18 protein-coding genes are annotated in these 17,359 nt (G+C 59.4%); 10 read left to right on the top strand and 8 right to left on the bottom strand.

The window, feature by feature from the left end; genetic code table 11:
- From INHI_RS0117510 to INHI_RS0117490, 5 genes are all read right to left on the bottom strand, one after another.
- On the bottom strand, positions 1 to 372 hold the full coding sequence (locus INHI_RS0117510; protein ID WP_027248448.1) for a GFA family protein: 372 nt from the start codon (positions 370 to 372) through the stop codon (positions 1 to 3).
- Positions 369 to 998, bottom strand: a complete 630-nt coding sequence (locus tag INHI_RS0117505) for a LysE family translocator (RefSeq protein WP_027248447.1) — start codon at positions 996 to 998, stop codon at positions 369 to 371. The genes INHI_RS0117510 and INHI_RS0117505 overlap by 4 nt, the downstream gene beginning before the upstream one ends.
- Positions 998 to 1,567 carry a helix-turn-helix domain-containing protein gene (locus INHI_RS0117500; RefSeq protein ID WP_027248446.1) on the bottom strand — a complete coding sequence of 190 codons (570 nt, stop codon included), beginning with the start codon at positions 1,565 to 1,567 and terminating at the stop codon, positions 998 to 1,000. The genes INHI_RS0117505 and INHI_RS0117500 overlap by 1 nt, the downstream gene beginning before the upstream one ends.
- Before the next feature lie 199 nt (positions 1,568 to 1,766).
- The gene (locus tag INHI_RS0117495) at positions 1,767 to 2,222 is read right to left on the bottom strand and encodes a GAF domain-containing protein (protein ID WP_027248445.1); all 456 of its coding nucleotides are present in this window, start codon (positions 2,220 to 2,222) and stop codon (positions 1,767 to 1,769) included.
- Positions 2,223 to 2,317: 95 nt separating this feature from the next.
- The gene (locus INHI_RS0117490) at positions 2,318 to 3,490 is read right to left on the bottom strand and encodes a thiolase family protein (RefSeq protein ID WP_027248444.1); all 1,173 of its coding nucleotides are present in this window, start codon (positions 3,488 to 3,490) and stop codon (positions 2,318 to 2,320) included.
- A 93-nt stretch (positions 3,491 to 3,583) separates the two neighbouring features.
- On the opposite strand from INHI_RS0117490, the gene INHI_RS0117485 reads away from it, so the two are divergent.
- The 3 genes from INHI_RS0117485 to INHI_RS0117475 all read left to right on the top strand — a co-directional run bounded on the left by INHI_RS0117485 (position 3,584) and on the right by INHI_RS0117475 (position 6,209).
- On the top strand, positions 3,584 to 3,928 hold the full coding sequence (locus tag INHI_RS0117485; protein ID WP_014876212.1) for an STAS domain-containing protein: 345 nt from the start codon (positions 3,584 to 3,586) through the stop codon (positions 3,926 to 3,928).
- A gap of 35 nt (positions 3,929 to 3,963) precedes the next feature.
- The gene (locus INHI_RS0117480; RefSeq protein ID WP_014876213.1) at positions 3,964 to 4,410 is read left to right on the top strand and encodes an ATP-binding protein; all 447 of its coding nucleotides are present in this window, start codon (positions 3,964 to 3,966) and stop codon (positions 4,408 to 4,410) included.
- Positions 4,411 to 4,634: 224 nt separating this feature from the next.
- Complete coding sequence (locus INHI_RS0117475) at positions 4,635 to 6,209, top strand: gamma-glutamyltransferase family protein (RefSeq protein ID WP_027248443.1); 1,575 nt, start codon at positions 4,635 to 4,637, stop codon at positions 6,207 to 6,209.
- A gap of 93 nt (positions 6,210 to 6,302) precedes the next feature.
- Here the strand turns inward: INHI_RS0117475 and hspQ are convergent, their stop codons facing one another.
- Complete coding sequence (gene hspQ, locus INHI_RS0117470) at positions 6,303 to 6,629, bottom strand: heat shock protein HspQ (protein ID WP_014876215.1); 327 nt, start codon at positions 6,627 to 6,629, stop codon at positions 6,303 to 6,305.
- Positions 6,630 to 6,874: 245 nt separating this feature from the next.
- Here hspQ and INHI_RS0117465 point away from each other — a divergent pair, with 245 nt between their 5' ends.
- The 3 genes from INHI_RS0117465 to INHI_RS20600 are packed head-to-tail and all read left to right on the top strand — an operon-like array spanning position 6,875 to position 8,682.
- Positions 6,875 to 7,810, top strand: coding sequence for a tetratricopeptide repeat protein (locus tag INHI_RS0117465; RefSeq protein ID WP_027248442.1), 936 nt, complete (start codon positions 6,875 to 6,877; stop codon positions 7,808 to 7,810).
- 27 nt (positions 7,811 to 7,837) lie between these two features.
- The gene (locus tag INHI_RS0117460) at positions 7,838 to 8,479 is read left to right on the top strand and encodes an LON peptidase substrate-binding domain-containing protein (RefSeq protein WP_014876217.1); all 642 of its coding nucleotides are present in this window, start codon (positions 7,838 to 7,840) and stop codon (positions 8,477 to 8,479) included.
- Positions 8,476 to 8,682 (top strand): Trm112 family protein, encoded by a 207-nt coding sequence (locus INHI_RS20600; RefSeq protein ID WP_036767151.1) that lies wholly within the window; start codon positions 8,476 to 8,478, stop codon positions 8,680 to 8,682. The genes INHI_RS0117460 and INHI_RS20600 overlap by 4 nt, the downstream gene beginning before the upstream one ends.
- A gap of 95 nt (positions 8,683 to 8,777) precedes the next feature.
- Here the strand turns inward: INHI_RS20600 and INHI_RS0117450 are convergent, their stop codons facing one another.
- Positions 8,778 to 10,004: an FAD-dependent monooxygenase gene (locus INHI_RS0117450; protein ID WP_027248441.1), complete on the bottom strand. Its 1,227-nt coding sequence runs from the start codon at positions 10,002 to 10,004 to the stop codon at positions 8,778 to 8,780.
- Between the two features lie 89 nt (positions 10,005 to 10,093).
- Here INHI_RS0117450 and INHI_RS0117445 point away from each other — a divergent pair, with 89 nt between their 5' ends.
- From INHI_RS0117445 to INHI_RS0117430, 4 genes are all read left to right on the top strand, one after another.
- On the top strand, positions 10,094 to 11,422 hold the full coding sequence (locus tag INHI_RS0117445) for an amidase (RefSeq protein ID WP_027248440.1): 1,329 nt from the start codon (positions 10,094 to 10,096) through the stop codon (positions 11,420 to 11,422).
- Between the two features lie 108 nt (positions 11,423 to 11,530).
- Positions 11,531 to 12,709 (top strand): aminotransferase class I/II-fold pyridoxal phosphate-dependent enzyme, encoded by a 1,179-nt coding sequence (locus INHI_RS0117440; RefSeq protein WP_027248439.1) that lies wholly within the window; start codon positions 11,531 to 11,533, stop codon positions 12,707 to 12,709.
- Between the two features lie 112 nt (positions 12,710 to 12,821).
- Positions 12,822 to 15,983 (top strand): DNA translocase FtsK 4TM domain-containing protein, encoded by a 3,162-nt coding sequence (locus INHI_RS0117435; RefSeq protein ID WP_027248438.1) that lies wholly within the window; start codon positions 12,822 to 12,824, stop codon positions 15,981 to 15,983.
- A gap of 64 nt (positions 15,984 to 16,047) precedes the next feature.
- Positions 16,048 to 16,635, top strand: a complete 588-nt coding sequence (locus tag INHI_RS0117430) for a LolA family protein (protein WP_027248437.1) — start codon at positions 16,048 to 16,050, stop codon at positions 16,633 to 16,635.
- 67 nt (positions 16,636 to 16,702) lie between these two features.
- Here the strand turns inward: INHI_RS0117430 and INHI_RS0117425 are convergent, their stop codons facing one another.
- A complete protein-coding gene (locus INHI_RS0117425; protein WP_014881399.1) occupies positions 16,703 to 17,290 on the bottom strand; it encodes a transglycosylase SLT domain-containing protein in 588 nt (195 codons plus the stop codon).
- Positions 17,291 to 17,359 lie beyond the last annotated feature (69 nt).

Genomic DNA, 17,359 nt, shown 5'->3' with positions numbered 1-17,359 from the left:
TCAGTCCTCTTGCGGCACATTGTCCGCAATTTCGTAGTAGTCGCCCTTGGAGGCGGTGAAGATGTGCTTTTCGACGCTGAGACCGGTGTTCCCGTCGACAGCGCCGAGTGCAAAGCTGATGGTGTCTTCGGCCGTGCCTTTCCAAAACAGGAAAGAGCCGCATCGTGGGCAGACGCCGCGTTTGGCCAGCGATGTCGCTTCAAACCAGCGGACCGAACCGGTGATAACAAGGTCGACGTCACGCACCTGTGCAGAGGCCCAGATGCCACCCGATTGCTTGCGACATTGGGAGCAATGACACATCGACGCGCCGCTCGGTTCTGCGACGGTTTCAAAACAAACGTCACCGCAGAGGCAAGACCCCTTGATCATCGCATACCCTCCAGATCGGGAACGCTGGTCGACCCAAGGAGCACCCCATAAACAATGAAACAAACGGCCAGAAGGCGCCGGATCCACAGGTTGAAGACCGCCTTCATCGCCGCCTGCCCCATCGCAAAACCAAGGAGCGTGAACCCGGTATAGCTCAGTGTTGTTAGGATCAGCGCAGTGGGCATGATCACCAGCATCTGATCCCAGATGGGCACATTCGGCTCAACAAATTGCGAAAACGCTGCGAGATATCCGGCGACGCTCTTGGGGTTGATCACCGCCACAGCCAGAGCATGCAGATAGACATGGCGGGCAGGTCGCTCAACTGCCGGAGCTGGTCGTGTCGCATTGTGCCATCCGCGCAGGCCCAGATAGATCAGGAATGCGGCCCCGATCAGCTTTACCACCAGAAACACACTCGGCGATGCTGCAATCAGGGCCGTTACGCCGATGGCCGACAGCAACAGAAACAAGGTCGCCTGTGTCAGAATGGCCAGGACGCCGACTATCGCCCGCCAGAACCCCAAGCTCATTCCATTGGAAATACAATTCACTGCATTTGGTCCGGGTGTGGTCACGAAGACCACCCAAAACAAAGCAAAGAGGGTCCAGGCCTCAAAGCTCATCAATACACCGGCGGCGCGATGACCCAGACGGCCACCGCTGGCACGTCATAGGGATTGGCCCATTGGTAGGCTTCTTCCTTGATCCGGAAGCTGTCACCCGGCCCAACGGTGAAACTGCGCCCCCCGATCACCAGATCCAACTGCCCGGCAATCATATAGCCGACCTCTTGGGTGGGACGGTCAGCCGGGACCTGCATTCGGGAATGGGGGCGAAAAGTCGAATGTACCATCTCGAAATCATCGGTCAGATCCGGTGACAGCAATTCCTCGATCAGGCCTTCCTCCCCAGACCCCATCGGACGACGCGCACCCGCACGGACGATATACCCCTGCTCTGCGGCCGGCGCCGCCGAATGAGCAAACAGCATCGACATTGGGACATTCAAAGCCTTTGCAATCTCGCGGAGGTCCGAAATCGACGGTTCCGACATATCCCGCTCGACCTGGCTCAGCCACCCGACCGAGCGACCTAGACGCACTGCAAGATCCACGAGCGTTGCCCCTCGCGCCTTGCGCAAGGCGCGCAAATCGGCACCTAGGCTTGCCGGTTGTGGAGATTGATCCGTCACATAGCACCTGTGAAAATTGCTGCTCTTTTTTCACGATGCATTGTATTCATGAAATTTCCAAGGATTTTTTCACGATCATCAATCTGCATACAAAAAGCCCAGCACACTATGGGCGCCGGGCTCTGTCATCTTTCCGTAAATACTCTGGGGTGAGGCCCTGAGGGCCGAGGGGCAACGCCCCTGCCCCTGCCCCTGCGAATCAGCTTGGAGCGAAGACCCGCTTCAGGATCGCAGTGATCTGTTCTGCATCATCGCCAGTAAATGCCTCGGGCTGGTCGCTGTCGATGTCAAAAACCCCGATCAATGCCCCATCACCGTTCCAGACTGGCAACACCAGCTCAGATCGCGTCGAGGAGGCGCAAGCAATGTGGCCGGGGAACGCCTCCACATCAGCAACCAGCTGTACTTCGCCGGTACGGGCCGCTGCGCCGCAGACCCCGCGGGAGAACGCGATCTGCAGGCATCCATGACCGCCCTGATACGGGCCGATTTTAAGCAATTCCGGCGCGACGACCCGATAGAACCCGGTCCAGTCAAAACGCTCATCACTGTGGTGCACTTCGCAGGCCATCGTGGCCATCAGTGCAACCTCGTCGGTCTCCCCCTCTGTCAAAGCGGCGATGGTCTTGGCAAGTGTTTCGTAATCGACCTGCATGGGCAGCCCTCCTTCAACGTCGTTGAGGGGGCTGTCTGCCCCCTCTTGACCTGTCGGTCAATTCACCCCCGAGAGTATTTTTTGAAAGGTGACAATCACATGCGCTCAATCGCGATGGCCGTGCCCTCACCGCCACCAATGCAAATGGCTGCGATGCCGCGCTTCAGGCCGCGTTTTTCCAATGCGTTCAGCAATGTCACGATGATACGCGCGCCGGAGGCTCCGATCGGATGACCCAAAGCACAGGCGCCGCCGTTGACGTTCACTTTGTCACGCGGCAACCCCATTTCATGCATGAAGGCCATTGGCACGACGGCAAAGGCTTCGTTCACCTCCCAAAGGTCCACATCGCTGACCGTCCAGCCGAGCTGCGCCATCAGCTTTTTGGCTGCCGGAACCGGAGCCGTTGTGAATAACCCCGGCGCCTGGGCGTGACTGGCATGACCCATGATGCGGGCGCGTACAGTCAGACCCTGGGCTTCTGCGGCATCTTCAGAGGCCAGCACCAATGCGGCGGCGCCATCCGAGATCGACGAGGCATTGGCTGCGGTGACGGTACCATCCTTACGGAAGGCCGGTTTCAGTGTCGGAATCTTGTCAGGGCGTGCTGATTTGGGCTGCTCATCCGCGTTAGTGACTGTCTCGCCCTTACGGGTTTTGACGGTGACGGGCGCGATCTCGGCATCAAAGGCACCGCTTTCCTGCGCTGCCAGCGCATTTGACAGCGATGTCAGCGCGTATTCATCCTGTGCTTCCCGCGTGAACTGATAGGTCTCCGCACAGTCCTCGGCAAAGGTGCCCATCAGGCGACCTTTGTCATAAGCATCCTCAAGCCCGTCCAAAAACATATGATCGACCACCTGCCCGTGACCGAGCCGTGCCCCATTGCGCATCTTTGGCAGCAGATATGGTGCATCTGTCATGCTCTCCATCCCACCCGCAATCATAGTCTCCGCCTGACCCAACGCGATCTGATCATAGGCCATCATCGCCGCCTTCATGCCCGAGCCGCACATCTTGTTCAGCGTGGTTGCCGGCACCTCTTCGCCCAGGCCAGCTGCGAACCCTGCCTGCCGCGCTGGCGCCTGCCCCTGACCCGCGGGCAGCACACAGCCCATCAGAACTTCATCGACAGTGGTGGCCCCTGCCCCCACAAGCGCCGCGCGAATTGCAGAGCCGCCCAGCTCGGCGGCTGCGACGCCGTCGTACATGCCCTGAAATCCGCCCATCGGGGTGCGGGCCGCGCCTGCGATCACAACAGTTTTCATCTAATATTCCTCCTAATGTCGAAATAGTGCATACAAAATCGTAAGGATTGGCGTCTAGGCTGATCGTCAACACATATTGACGCGGGGACACTCATGAGCCTGACCAGCACAACAGCCGATGGCACCCAGATCGTGACCGTCAATGCCGAGCGCATTGATGCAGCCATGGCTATCCAATTCAAAGAAGATATGCGCGCGACCACCGAAAATGGCCCTGATCGTGTCATTCTTGACCTGTCAGAGGTGAAATTCATCGATTCCAGCGGTCTTGGCGCTATTGTAGCTGCCATGAAGCAACTCGGCCAAGGACGAAAACTGGACCTCGCCGGGTTGACGCCGATGGTCGACAAAGTGTTTCGACTGACGCGAATGGATACTGTTTTTGATTTATATGCGTCGCTGGGCGATGCAACGACTGCAACCCGTATCGATTCTTGACCCCACGCGTGTTTGTAACGCGGAGCGAAAAGACCATGGTAGAAACCTTTTCCTGCACTTTCACGGCTACGGAACTGGATGCCAGATCTGGCGTACAGGACGTCGTCGCGCGGCTGCGCACCATGGGGATTCCGGATCCCCGCGTGGACGAGGTTCAGATCGCTCTCACCGAGGCGGTGAACAATGTCGTCGAACATGCCTACGCCGGTATGGATATCGGTGACGTGCGTATTCGCTGCAACTTGCACCCTGACCAACTGTGGATTTCCATTGGCGACGGTGGTGCCCCGTTTGAGAATGGCGAACTGCCTATGGGCACACCACATGATCTGACAGTTGATGCAGATCAATTGCCCGAGGGGGGCTTCGGCTGGTTGCTCATCCGGGAGCTTACCTCCGACGTGCAATACAAGCGCGACGACACTGGCAACAATCTCTCGCTCTGCTTCGAAATCCAGATGCGCAACGCCAACAGCGCCTGAGCAGCCCATGCGGACAAAACGTGTCGGCCAAACGGGCAGACGACAAGCGACTGGACATTCGCGTGATTAAATACTCGCGGCTCACAGATACAGGATTTTGCGAAGACTGCTAGCTTGCGAGACGCCCTCGTGATGTCCCGACCGTCCCACCGACTTTGGCAGACGCTTTGTCGTTGCCTTTGCCTCCGCGCGATCTAATCTGCCTTACAATAACAGGAGGCACCATGCGCGATTTTCATTTCCCGGGGCGATCAGCCGTATTCGCTGAAAATGGTCTCTGCGCCACATCTCATCCGCTGGCAGCGGGCGTGGCGATTGACATCCTGAAGCGGGGCGGCAACGCCATGGATGCCGCAATTGCGGGCGCCGTCTTGCTTGGGATATGCGAACCACAGATGACCGGAATCGGCGGCGATTGCTTTGTCCTCTACTCACGCCCCGGTGCAGCGGTTCAGGCGATGAACGGTTCTGGGCGCGCGGCGGCAGCCGCAGATGCGGCAGGGCTTCGGGCAAACGGGCTGGCGACGGTCCCCCTGACCAGCGCACATGCGGTTACCATCCCCGGTGCAGTTGATGCCTTCTGCAAGCTCTCCGATACGGAAGGGCGGCTAGGGCTGGATACGCTCCTCGCACCCGCCATCCACTATGCCGAGGCCGGTGTTCCGGTTGCCCCACGTGTCGCCTTTGACTGGCAGAGCGATGCCGAGACCCTGCAAGGCCGTGCGCGTGATCACTACCTCTTTAATGGTACGCCACCGAAAATCGGCCAGATGTTTCGCGCACCAGGGCAAGCCGAAGTGCTGCGTCGGATCGCCAAGGACGGCCGCGATGCCTTCTACACCGGCGAAATTGCTGAAGACCTGATAACCACATTACAGACGCTCGGCGGCGTTCACAGCGCGGAGGACTTTGCCAAGACTCAAGCCGACCTCACCCTTCCCGTTTCCGGAAGTTACCAAGATATCGATCTGGTCGAACATCCGCCAAACGGCCAGGGCGCCACTGCCATTTTGATGCTGAATATTCTCAAACATTTTGACATGGCGGGGATGAATCCTGTTGGTGCTGAGCGGATTCACATCGAGGCGGAAGCCGCGAAGCTGGCCTATGATGCCCGCAACCGGTTTATCGCCGATGCCGATCATACCAACCGGTTGGATCATATGCTGGCCCCGGATACGGCAGCCCGGCTAGCAGAATTGATCAATCCGAAACGGGCAATGGCGGCCGCCGCGCCAGTGAGCGAGGCGGTGCACAAGGACACGATCTATATCACCGTGGTCGACAAGGATCGCATGGCCGTCTCACTGATCTATTCGATCTTCCACGGCTTCGGGTCGGGAATTGCCTCTGATAAATTCGGCATCCTTCTACAGAACCGGGGCGCCGGTTTCACCTTGGAGCAGGGCCATCCCAACATGTTGGCGGGAGGCAAACGCCCGATGCACACCATTATTCCCGGAATGCTGCGCAAAGAGGGCGACGTTACCATGCCCTTCGGCGTGATGGGCGGGGCGTATCAGCCCAATGGGCACGCGCGCTTTGTTTCTAACCTGACGGATTTCCGGATGGATCCACAAGCGGCAATCGATATGCCCCGTGCCTTTGCTGATGGTGGCCAGCTGAAAGTCGAGCGAGGCTATAGCGATGCGGTGCGTCAAGAGCTCGCCGATATGGGCCATAACGTCACGATCCCGGAGACTGCCATTGGCGGCGCTCAGGCGGTCCAGATCCACAGTTCGGGTATTCTGGAAGGCGCCAGTGATGCACGCAAGGATGGTTGCGCCCTAGGGTATTGACCCGCCCTCGGCAGTCGATCATCAGAAATGGTAGTGGTCTTCGCAGCATGCACGTGCTGTTGCGGAGATCCAATCAGCCAACGGCTGCCGACCCTAGTTCAGCTGATAGTGCAACGCGTAGCTGCCGTCGTCAAAACTGCCGAACATCTCGGGGATATCAGGGTGGCCCACCGGCTCGCCGGAATAATCCGCAATCAGGTTCTGTTCAGACACATAAGCCACGTAATATGTCTGATCGTTCTCTGCCAGCAGATGGTAATAAGGCTGATCCTTCACCGGACGGCTGTCCTCGGGGATCGCCTCATACCATTCTTCGGTATTGGCAAACTCAGGATCGACATCGAACACGACACCGCGAAAAGGGTGTTTGCGATGACGGACGACCTGCCCCAGATTATATTTCGCGCGCGTTCTAAGCATGAATGCTGTTCCTATCGCTTCATGATACTCTGCCACAAGGGAAAATGTCGAATCCGCGACAGGGTTTCGGCAGAAACACACTGTCCTTCACGATAGGATAATACCGCCGTCCTCATTGCTCGGCTTTCAGCCCCCGTGAAACGGCCATGATTGCGAAAAGGCGACAAGCTTTGCACAGATCGACCCTTGGTTTCTGGGCGGCCAGCTTTCATATAGGGGGCAAGTTCGAAATGGAGAGCAAGCGCATGATCGATATTCTTGGCGGCGCGGGAGATATGGCCCCCGCAGGTGATCTGGTCAAAGACGTGACCGAGGCGACATTCATGCAGGACGTCGTCGATGCGTCGATGCAGGCGCCGGTGATCGTGGATTTCTGGGCGCCCTGGTGCGGGCCGTGCAAGACCCTTGGCCCCGCATTGGAAGCTGCGGTGACCAAGGCCAAAGGCGCCGTCACAATGGCAAAAATCGACGTGGATCAGAACCAGCGTCTGGTGCAGGCGCTGTCGCAGCAGGGTCTGCCGCTGCAATCCATCCCCACGGTTGTCGCCTTCGTTCAGGGCCGTCCAATTGATATGTTCCAGGGCGCTGTGGCCCCATCCGAAATCGATTCATTCATCAAGCGTGCCATCGAAACAGGCGGCGGCAGTGCAGATGGCGGTCTGGGCGATGCAATCGAAGCCGCAGAGCAGATGCTGACCGACGGCGATGTGGCAGATGCCGCACAGACCTTCGCCGCTGTTCTCGGCGAAGACGACAAAAACGCAGCTGCCTATGGCGGTCTGGCCCGTGCCCATGTTGCCAAGGGCGACTTGGATCAGGCAGAGGCCGTGCTGAATGGCGCCCCGGCCGAGATTTCCGACGCTGCAGAGATAGAGGCAGCACATGCGCAAATCGCCTTGGCACGGCAGGCCGAGAATGCCGGTCCGGTAGCCGAACTGCGCGCAACCGTGGAGGCCTATCCCGAAGACCATCAGGCGCGGTTTGATCTGGCGCAGGCCTTGCATGCCGCGGGCGAGGCTGAGGCCGCTGTGGATGAGCTTCTGACGCTGTTCCGCAAGGATCAGGAATGGAATGACGGCGCCGCGAAGGCCCAGTTGTTCACGATCTTTGATGCGCTGAAGCCAAATGATCCAATTGTTCTGAATGGTCGACGCAAACTCAGCTCAATCATATTTGCCTAGGCCGATGTCAGCGCTACAGTCCCTAGCATGATACAGGCCGTTGATCTGCCCGATACCCTACCGGTGTTTCCTCTGCCCGGGGCGCTGTTGCTGCCCCGTGCCCGTTTGCCGTTGCACATATTTGAGCCGCGCTACCTGCAAATGCTGGAAGACACGTTCAAGACATCGCACCGGTTGATCGGGATGGTACAGCCGTTCCCCTCGAAAACGGAAGACAGCACCCTTCACAGCATAGGCTGTGCGGGGCGCGTGACCCAGTTTTCAGAGACCGAGGATGGGCGTTACCTGATCACATTGTCCGGGGTATCGCGCTTCCGGATCAAGACCGAGGTCAACGGGTTCACCCCTTATCGCCGGTGTGAAGTCGACTGGGGCGATTTCACCCGCGATTTGGGTAAGGTGGAGGCCGACAAAAGCTTCAACCGGCCAGGATTTTTGGACTTGCTCGAGCGCTTTTTTGAATCGCGCAGCCTATCGACAGATTGGGAAGCACTGAAGGACGCTGAGGACGAGCTGTTGATCAACTCCCTGTCCATGATGCTCGACTTCGATCCCGAGGACAAACAGGCCTTGCTCGAAGCGCCCTGCCTTGCCACAAGGCGCGAAACCCTGGTCACATTGATCGAGTTTGCCCTGCGCGGCGGCTCGCATGAGGAGATTCTGCAATGAGCACTGAACCGTCTTCCACCGATGGCGTGGCGGTCTCCTTTGATCGCCGGATGCTGGAGGCATTGGTCTGCCCCCGCACCCAGACGGTTCTTGAGTATGACGCATCTGCACAGGAACTGATTTCGCGCGCAGCCAATCTGGCCTTCCCAATCCGCAACGGCATCCCGGTGATGCTGGAGGATGAAGCCCGCGTACTGGACTAACGCCAGCGCTCCTTATTGAAAAATCACGCAATGTGACGGAGGCCGGGCATGGTTTGCCCGGCCTCCGTCCGCAGGATCGTATGATATGCTGGGGGTTAGATCGCCCGCCCCTGCAGCAGACGCGGCAAATCCCCGGTCAGCCCCGCGGCCTCTCGGATGAAGTTCTGCCGCAGACCTGGGATCGCGCCAACCACGCCCATACCGATGTCTCGCCCAAGACGAAGCAGCGGATTATCGCTGGAAAACAGCCTGTTGAACATATCAGTGGCTGCTGCGAGGCTGGCGGTATCAAAACGACGCCACTGCTGGTACCGCGCCAGCACCAAGGGTGAGGCGATATCCTCACCACGGCGTTTGGCCTCAGTCAATACCTCCGCCAGAGCGCCAACATCGCGAAGACCCGCATTGAGCCCCTGCCCTGCAATCGGATGAACCCCATGTGCCGCGTCGCCAACCAGCGCCAAACGGTCCGACACAAATGCATTCGCCAGTGTCAGGTTCAGCGGATAGGTAAACCGATCCCCCGCCAGGCTGATCTCGCCCAGAAAATCACCAAACCGCGGACGCAGGGCGGTCAGGTAATCCGCCTCCCCAAGCGCCTGAATGGACTGGGCCGTGCTGCTGCGTTCGCTCCAGACGATTGAAGACCGGTTACCCGGTAGCGGCAGGATGGCCAGAGGGCCAGGTGGCATGAAGAATTGATGTGCGATCCCGTGGTGAGGCTTTTCATGTTGAATCGCACAGACCAGGGCGGTCTGCCCGTAGTCCCATCCTGTCCGTTTGATACCCGCCCGTGCGGCGGTCCCGCTACGCCGACCATCCGCGCCAACAATCATGCCAGCACGCAATGTGTCGCCAGACGCGAGCGTCACGGTCACGCCGCTGGTGTCGACCTGCTGTGCGACCACCGTCTGCTCATCCACCAATGTGATCGCGGCGTTGTCTTCCATGGCGCTGCGCAAGGCACGGCGTAGATAGCGATCTTCTATCATGTAGCCCATCGGTCCATCTTCGATCTCAGCGTGGTCGAAATGCATGAAGAATGGCGACGGCCCCTGCCCAACCCTGCCATCGGTGACTTTGATATCCAGCATCGGCTGCGCTTTGTCAGCGACCTGCGACCAGACGCCGATCTGATCCACCAGCCGCTGCGAGGCCAGCGCCAGCGCATAGCTACGCCCATCAAAGGCGTCATCGTCGCGCAGATCTCGGGGAAGCGCATCGATCAGGGTCACGCTATGCCCAGTCTGTGCCAGCGCCAACGCAAGAGCCGGACCATTCAGGCCACCGCCCACAATCAGGATGTCAGATGTGTTTTTCATGCCCCGCAATATGCGCCTGCGATTGGGATTGTCCATGGGGCGCGGTGCCGCTACCGTCGCCCCATCCCGTGCAATTTGGAGAGGCGCATATGCAAGAGTGGCTGACACAGACCGCGGCGAATTTGGGCCGTGGCATTGACGCGGGCGATATCTGCCCGGTTGCCCTGACCAAAACCTATCTCAACGCGATTGACGCCCATCCGCATCGTGATCGGATCTACACCGTTGTAACACATGATCGCGCCCTCGCCGAAGCTGAAGCCGCCAGACAGCGCGCGGCAGATGGGCAGCGATTGTCGCTGTTGGACGGTGTTCCCATCAGCTGGAAAGACCTGTTCGACAGCGCCACCATAGCCACCGAATCCGGGTCTGATCTGCTGGCCAATCGCATACCTGATCGCGATGCGCTGGTGCTGCGGTCGGCAACCGCTATGGGCGCTGTCTGCCTTGGCAAAACGCATATGAGCGAGCTAGCGTTCTCCGGGCTTGGCCTCAACCCTGTGAAGGCGACACCGCCCTGCATTCACGACGACGCGGCCGCTCCTGGCGGGTCATCTTCCGGTGCGGCAACCTCTGTCGCCTTTGGGCTTGCGGCCTGTGGAATCGGCTCTGATACAGGGGGGTCAGTGCGTATTCCGGCGGCATGGAACGGTCTTGTGGGGCTAAAGACCACCTCCGGCCGGATCAGTCTGGAAGGGGTCGTGCCGCTCTGCCTCAGATTTGATACGGTCGGCCCGCTGGCCCGCTCGGTTGAGGATGCCGCGCTCTATCTCGGCGTGTTGGAAGGCAACCATGGCCCCGACCTGAGGGGGGCATCTCTGGCAGGGAAGCGATTTGCCGATCTGTGGACTGTCGCCCAGCAGGACCTCGCGCCTGAGGTTGTAAGTGCCCACAGCAAGGCCCTCGATCGATTGCGCGCAGCCGGGGCGGAGGTCATCCCGCTTGAGGTGCCCGTTCTGGAAGAAGCCATGGCCCTGAGCGCGGTCCTGTTCACATCTGAGGCTTACGGTCTGTGGAAGGATGTGATCGAGGCGGCCCCGGATCTGATGTTCCCAGAGATCCTCGAACGCTTCCGCTCCGGCGCGGGATTCAGCGGCCCGGACTATGTCGCAGCTTGGGCCAAGCTGGAACAGTTTAGAATGGACTGGGATCTGGCCACCGCAGGCTTTGACGGGATCCTCTGCCCGACCTCCCCCATTCTGCCGCCGAATGTCGCACGGCTCCAAAGCGATCACGACTACTACATCCATTCGAACCTTATGGCGTTGCGAAATACCCGGATTGGGAACCTGATGGGCCTCTGCGCCCTGACGCTGCCAACAGGGGTACCATCCTGTGGGTTGCAGATCCTCGGCCAGCCTGAATGCGAAGAGGCGCTTTTGCGGATTGGTGTTGCGGTGGAGCGAGCGTTGGCGTGAAAGCCACATTTCGCCAAGCCCGGTTTTGCGCGGCTGGACGCAGCGGGATCGGCTCTGTAGTTTGTTCGCAAACGGGGCACTAACGATCCCGGACCTGAGGCCAGATATATGAATTTTCCGGAGCGGTTTTCAAACCTGCCGCCATATGCGTTTCCGCGCCTGCGGGCGTTGCTTGACCATCACACGCCGGGCGGCGACGTGGTGCATATGACCATTGGTGAACCCAAACATGATTTCCCCGCCTGGGTTACCGATGTCATCGTCGAAAATGCCGCGGGCTTTCAAAGCTACCCCCCGAATGAGGGCAGCGCAGAGTTGCGCGGCGCCATCAGCGACTGGATCAAGCGCCGCTATGACGTGAGCGTTGACCCGATGACACAAGTGATGGCGCTGAACGGCACCCGTGAGGGTCTTTACAATGCCGCAATGGCATTGTGCCCGGAGCAGAAAAACGGTGCAAAACCCGTGGTTCTGATCCCTAACCCATTTTATCAAGTCTATATGGTGGCGTCGATCTCCGTCGCGGCTGAGCCTGTCTTTGTGCCTGCCACTGCAGATACGGCCCACCTGCCGGACTATGCCGGCCTGCCACCGGAAGTGTTGAACCGCACCGCCGTAGCCTACATCTGCTCTCCCGCGAACCCACAGGGCGCTGTTGCGAGTCGGGCATATTGGACCCAGCTGATCCAGCTGGCAGAACAGTATGATTTCCGCATCTTTGCTGACGAATGCTATTCTGAGATCTACCGCGCTTCCGCACCTGTCGGCGCGTTGAGCGTAGCCCAGGAGCTGGGTGCAGATCCCGAACGCGTTGTTCTGTTCAACTCGCTCTCGAAACGCTCCAATCTTGCAGGTCTGCGTTCAGGTCTGATTGCAGGTGGCCCGGATACCATGAAGCGCGTGCATCAGCTGCGTGCCTATTCCGGCGCCCCCTTGCCCGCACCGTTACAGGCGGCCGCAGCCAGGGTCTGGGCTGATGAAGCGCATGTCACGGAGAACCGCGCGCTTTATCAGGAAAAATACCGGATTGCGGATCAGGTCTTTGACGGGCTGGACGGCTATATGGCGCCCGAGGCGGGGTTTTTCCTCTGGCTGCCGGTCGAGGACGGCGAGGCCGCGGCACTGAAACTGTGGCAGGACACCGGTGTGCGGGTCCTACCCGGTGCCTATCTGGCCCAAGGTGACGGCACCGCAAACCCCGGCAAAGGCTATATTCGTGTGGCGCTGGTTGCGCCCGCAGAACAGACAGAGGTCGCCCTGCGCACGCTGCGCAGCTGCCTGTACTGACGACCCATCGCATGCGCCCCGTTCAGGGGGACGCCAAGATAAGAAAAGTCATGGGGACCAAACCCGCGCCAAAAGCGGGGCACCCCGACGGACAAGATGAAACGAGGTAGGCATGGCATTTCAGACGCGCAGCCGTGATCCATTGCTGGACAGCACGATGCAAGCGGCCATTGAGAAACGCGGCAAGGAGCTGATCGGCGTGTTGCTGATCGGGTTGGGCCTGATGGTTGCCCTGATGATCGGCAGCTATTCCGCAGATGATCCCAACTGGATGGTGTCAACTGATGCACCGGTCCAGAATTTTCTGGGCCGCACTGGCGCCTCTGTGGCTTTCATTCTGATCACCCTCTTTGGCAAGGCCAGTTGGGCAATTGCGCTGTTTCTGACTGTTTGGGGCGGACGCTGCGTGCTGCACCGGGGGGAGGATCGTTTTCTCTGGCCACTGCTGCTGTCGCTGCCCTGGCTCCTGCTGGTCTCACTGCACCTTGAAACACTGGTTCCATCAGAAGCGTGGAAATCGGCCCATACCTTTGGCCTTGGTGGTATGATCGGATACACCTTCCTTGGCATGCTCCTGGCCCTACTGCCGGTCGGGCTGATCTTTCTGGTCAAATTCCTGTCACTGCTGACTGCGCTTGGTATGGTCAGCCTCGGCGCAACTGTACTTGGTTTCACCCGACCCGAGGTGACGCGCGGCCTGCGGTTTATCCTGGTTGGCCTCATCCTGATCTATGGTGCGATTGCAGGTCTGCTTGGCCGAGGTGCCGCCAGTGGCATGCAGGCGGCACTCAGCTATCGCAGTCGTCGCGCCGAACGTACCGCAGCCGCCGTGGCTATGGCTGATGTTGTCGACAGTGCGGAAACCGATCCGCAGATGTTTGAACCGATGGACTTCGACGATTCCCCCATGGCCGCGCCACCTCTGGGCGCCCCGTCACTTGGGCCAGCTGCCGCTCCCCATGCTCGGGTAGAGCCTGCCTTCGAGGCGTCGCAGGAAGAAATCCCGGAGCCGGTTAAGGAAAAGACCGGGTTGTTTGCCCGGGTGCCGAGCCTTATTCGCCGCGCCGATCCGGTCATGCCAGAACCGGAGCTGGTTGAACCCGCGCTAAACGATATGAGTGCCGCCGCAGATCTGGACGATTTGCCTGGCGATGAACGGATCGCGGAGAAAATCGCCAGCGCGGTGCGTGTACGCCGAGCAGCTGATGTCGCCCCCGAAGTGGATTTCCCGCTGACCAAGGGCCGCGGACGCCGACCAGAACCGCTGATTTTCAACCCCAATCAAGCGACTGACGGCCTGCCGCCAGAGCCACCGTTGACCGGCGCGTCATTGGACGCCATGGGCGCGGCACTGGGGGCAACCCCGTCTTTACCCCCCGCCCCCGAAACGGGCTTCTCTGCCGAGATTGATCCTCATCGGGGCTACGATGACGCAGCCTATGATCATCCTGCTGTCGCATCATCTGAGTTACAGCATGATGCCTCTCCGGAGTTCGTTGATCATGTGGCATCGGAAGGTCTGCCCAATGCGCACGCCGTCACCTCAGGTGCTGCGCAGATGCTGCGCCGTGCGCCGCAGTCAGAGCAAGCGGTCGCGGACACTCCGGCGACTGCTGCACCTGTGACGCCGCCTGTAACGCTCCCCGTGGCGGAACCCCGTCGGGCCGTTGTGGAGCAACCGGTGCGCAAACAGCCGCAACCATCGACCCGAGCCAAGGCGGAAGCGCAACCTCCGCTGGCGTTTGAGGATACCAGCAGTGACTTTGAACTGCCGCCCCTCTCTCTGCTGACCAGTCCCGCACAAATCGAACGTCATCATCTGAGCGATGAGGCGCTTGAGGAAAACGCCCGGATGCTGGAATCGGTGCTGGATGACTACGGCGTCAAAGGAGACATCGTTTCAGTGCGCCCCGGTCCCGTTGTCACCATGTATGAACTGGAACCGGCACCCGGCCTGAAGGCAAGCCGGGTTATCGGTCTGGCCGATGATATCGCCCGGTCGATGTCGGCGCTCTCTGCGCGGGTTTCTACCGTGCCCGGCCGCACAGTGATCGGCATCGAGCTGCCAAACGACAAACGCGAAAAAGTTGTCCTGCGTGAAATTCTCGCCTCGCGCGATTTTGGCGACGGCACGCATGCGCTGCCGCTGGCGCTTGGCAAGGATATTGGCGGCGACAGCATGGTCGCCAACCTCGCCAAAATGCCCCATCTGCTGATCGCAGGAACCACCGGTTCGGGCAAATCCGTGGCGATCAACACCATGATCCTGTCTCTGCTTTACAAGCTGACACCGGATGAGTGCCGCCTGATCATGATCGACCCCAAGATGCTGGAACTTTCCGTATATGATGGAATCCCGCATCTGCTGTCACCGGTGGTGACCGATCCGAAGAAGGCCGTCGTTGCCCTCAAATGGGTCGTTGGCGAAATGGAAGACCGCTATCGCAAGATGTCCAAAATGGGCGTGAGAAATATTGCGGGCTTTAACGGGCGTGTGAAAGAAGCGCTCTCCAAGGGCGAAATGTTCAGTCGAACCGTACAGACTGGATTTGACGACGATACCGGCGAACCCGTTTTCGAGACCGAAGAATTCGCCCCCGAAGCATTGCCCTATATTGTCGTTATCGTGGACGAGATGGCCGACCTGATGATGGTCGCTGGTAAGGAAATCGAAGCCTGTATCCAGCGCCTGGCGCAGATGGCGCGGGCCTCGGGTATTCACCTGATCATGGCCACGCAGCGACCGTCGGTCGATGTGATCACCGGCACGATCAAAGCCAACTTCCCGACCCGGATTTCCTTCCAGGTGACCTCAAAAGTGGACAGCCGGACCATCCTTGGTGAGATGGGCGCCGAACAGCTTCTCGGGATGGGCGACATGCTCTATATGGCCGGCGGCGCGAAGATCACCCGCTGTCATGGCCCCTTTGTGTCAGATGAAGAGGTGGAGGAGGTCGTCAATCACCTCAAGCAATTCGGCCCGCCTGAATACATCGGCAATGTACTGGACGGTCCGGACGACGAAAAGGCGGACAACATCGACGCGGTTCTGGGCCTCTCAACCGGAGGGAACACCGATACCGAGGATGCCCTCTATGACACCGCTGTGCAGATTGTGATCAAGGATCGCAAATGCTCGACCTCCTACATCCAGCGTAAACTTGCCATTGGCTACAACAAGGCCGCACGTCTTGTTGAACAGATGGAGGAAGAGGGCCTCGTTTCCCCCGCAAACCACGTCGGCAAAAGGGAAATTCTGGTGCCTGAGCAATAAATCCGGGGCGGGGCCAATTGGTCCCGCCTCTTCACATTTGTCGCAGCGTCCTTATTTAGAAGCCATGAAACAAATCGCCTACGCCATAGCGCTGACGCTCTGTTCCCCGGCTGCATGGGCAGCCGAGAAGCTGAGCCTGAATGAAGTTTCGCAATACCTGAACGGGATTTCCACCGCCACGGCCCCGTTCAGTCAGATCAACGATGACGGCAGCCTATCGACCGGGAAGCTGTATATGCACCGGCCCGGCCGGATGCGGTTCGAATATGCCCCCCCGAACAAGGGCGTTGTTGTTGCAGGTGCGGGCGCTGTGCTGATTCAGGACCCGAAATCCAATCAGCCACCGGAAACCTATCCGCTGAAGCGCACCCCGCTCTCGCTGATCCTTGCCCGGAACGTCGATCTTGGGCGTGCCAATATGGTCGTTGGTCACAGTTTTGACGGCACCTCGACCATCATCCGGGCGCAGGACCCCAAGAACCCAGAGTATGGCAGCATCGAAATGATGTTCACCGGCGACCCGGTCGAACTGCGTAAATGGGTGATCCACGATGGTTCGGGTGGTCGGACCACGGTGATCCTGGGCGGGTTGAAGACCGGCGTGAAGCTGCCATCGAAACTCTTCAACACCAGCTCGGCTCCCTCACGCTGACAAGCCACAGACAAAAAGCCCCTGCCCAATAATCTGAGCGGGGGCTTTCCTTTCAGAGATGCGCCGATCAGCGTGCGCGGCGGCAAGTGGCGAGCTGCGTCTGATACATCTCAGCCCGCGCCTGGACCTTGCCCGCGACGCGCAACAGCCAGGGTTTGGACCGGTAGGTGCCCCGCGCATAGCCAGTGTGGCCATCGTGGTAGGCGAGATACTGGTTGCGCGCATCATAGAGAGACACGCCGTTGCGCTCCCGCGTCTGGTTCATGTACCAGCCCATGAAATCGGTGGCGTCCTTGATGCGGTTGCGTTTCGCACCGCGCCGTCCAGCCGATCTGCGGTAGTCATCCCAAGTGCCATCCAACGCCTGGCTGTAGCCGTATGCGCTGGATTGCCGCCCCATCGGGATCACCCCCAGCGCAAACCGATGCGGTGTGCGCGCATCGGAACGGAATCGGCTCTCCTGGTGGATAACAGCCATCTGCACATGCATCGGCACGCCCCAACGTTTCTCTGTGGCACGGAACGCCTTCAGATACTCAGGCCGTTGCTTGATAATGCTACACGCATTATCGAGATTGCGGGGCGGAGATCCACTGCCACCGCCGCAGGATGCCACGATCAACAATAGGATCATGGCGCCTATGATTCTGCTCATTGCCTCTGCCTCTTGTAAATCACTGGGCGTATTTTGGCGGGAGTGTAGCCAATCAGGCGCGGCGTGAAA

Source organism: Phaeobacter inhibens DSM 16374, assembly GCF_000473105.1.
GTDB lineage: Bacteria > Pseudomonadota > Alphaproteobacteria > Rhodobacterales > Rhodobacteraceae > Phaeobacter > Phaeobacter inhibens.
The sequence above is the reverse complement of the archived record's forward strand: the minus strand, read 5'-3'. Positions and strand labels throughout refer to the sequence as shown.

Bases quoted from the DNA above. Each gene is read 5' to 3' on its own strand.
- INHI_RS0117510 (WP_027248448.1), bottom strand. From the start codon at position 372: ATGATCAAGGGGTCTTGCCTCTGCGGTGACGTTTGTTTTGAAACCGTC.
- INHI_RS0117505 (WP_027248447.1), bottom strand. From the start codon at position 998: ATGAGCTTTGAGGCCTGGACCCTCTTTGCTTTGTTTTGGGTGGTCTTC.
- INHI_RS0117495 (WP_027248445.1), bottom strand. From the start codon at position 2,222: ATGCAGGTCGATTACGAAACACTTGCCAAGACCATCGCCGCTTTGACA.
- INHI_RS0117490 (WP_027248444.1), bottom strand. From the start codon at position 3,490: ATGAAAACTGTTGTGATCGCAGGCGCGGCCCGCACCCCGATGGGCGGA.
- INHI_RS0117485 (WP_014876212.1), top strand. From the start codon at position 3,584: ATGAGCCTGACCAGCACAACAGCCGATGGCACCCAGATCGTGACCGTC.
- INHI_RS0117480 (WP_014876213.1), top strand. From the start codon at position 3,964: ATGGTAGAAACCTTTTCCTGCACTTTCACGGCTACGGAACTGGATGCC.
- INHI_RS0117475 (WP_027248443.1), top strand. From the start codon at position 4,635: ATGCGCGATTTTCATTTCCCGGGGCGATCAGCCGTATTCGCTGAAAAT.
- hspQ (WP_014876215.1), bottom strand. From the start codon at position 6,629: ATGCTTAGAACGCGCGCGAAATATAATCTGGGGCAGGTCGTCCGTCAT.
- INHI_RS0117465 (WP_027248442.1), top strand. From the start codon at position 6,875: ATGATCGATATTCTTGGCGGCGCGGGAGATATGGCCCCCGCAGGTGAT.
- INHI_RS0117460 (WP_014876217.1), top strand. From the start codon at position 7,838: ATGATACAGGCCGTTGATCTGCCCGATACCCTACCGGTGTTTCCTCTG.
- INHI_RS20600 (WP_036767151.1), top strand. From the start codon at position 8,476: ATGAGCACTGAACCGTCTTCCACCGATGGCGTGGCGGTCTCCTTTGAT.
- INHI_RS0117450 (WP_027248441.1), bottom strand. From the start codon at position 10,004: ATGAAAAACACATCTGACATCCTGATTGTGGGCGGTGGCCTGAATGGT.
- INHI_RS0117445 (WP_027248440.1), top strand. From the start codon at position 10,094: ATGCAAGAGTGGCTGACACAGACCGCGGCGAATTTGGGCCGTGGCATT.
- INHI_RS0117440 (WP_027248439.1), top strand. From the start codon at position 11,531: ATGAATTTTCCGGAGCGGTTTTCAAACCTGCCGCCATATGCGTTTCCG.
- INHI_RS0117435 (WP_027248438.1), top strand. From the start codon at position 12,822: ATGGCATTTCAGACGCGCAGCCGTGATCCATTGCTGGACAGCACGATG.
- INHI_RS0117430 (WP_027248437.1), top strand. From the start codon at position 16,048: ATGAAACAAATCGCCTACGCCATAGCGCTGACGCTCTGTTCCCCGGCT.
- INHI_RS0117425 (WP_014881399.1), bottom strand. From the start codon at position 17,290: ATGAGCAGAATCATAGGCGCCATGATCCTATTGTTGATCGTGGCATCC.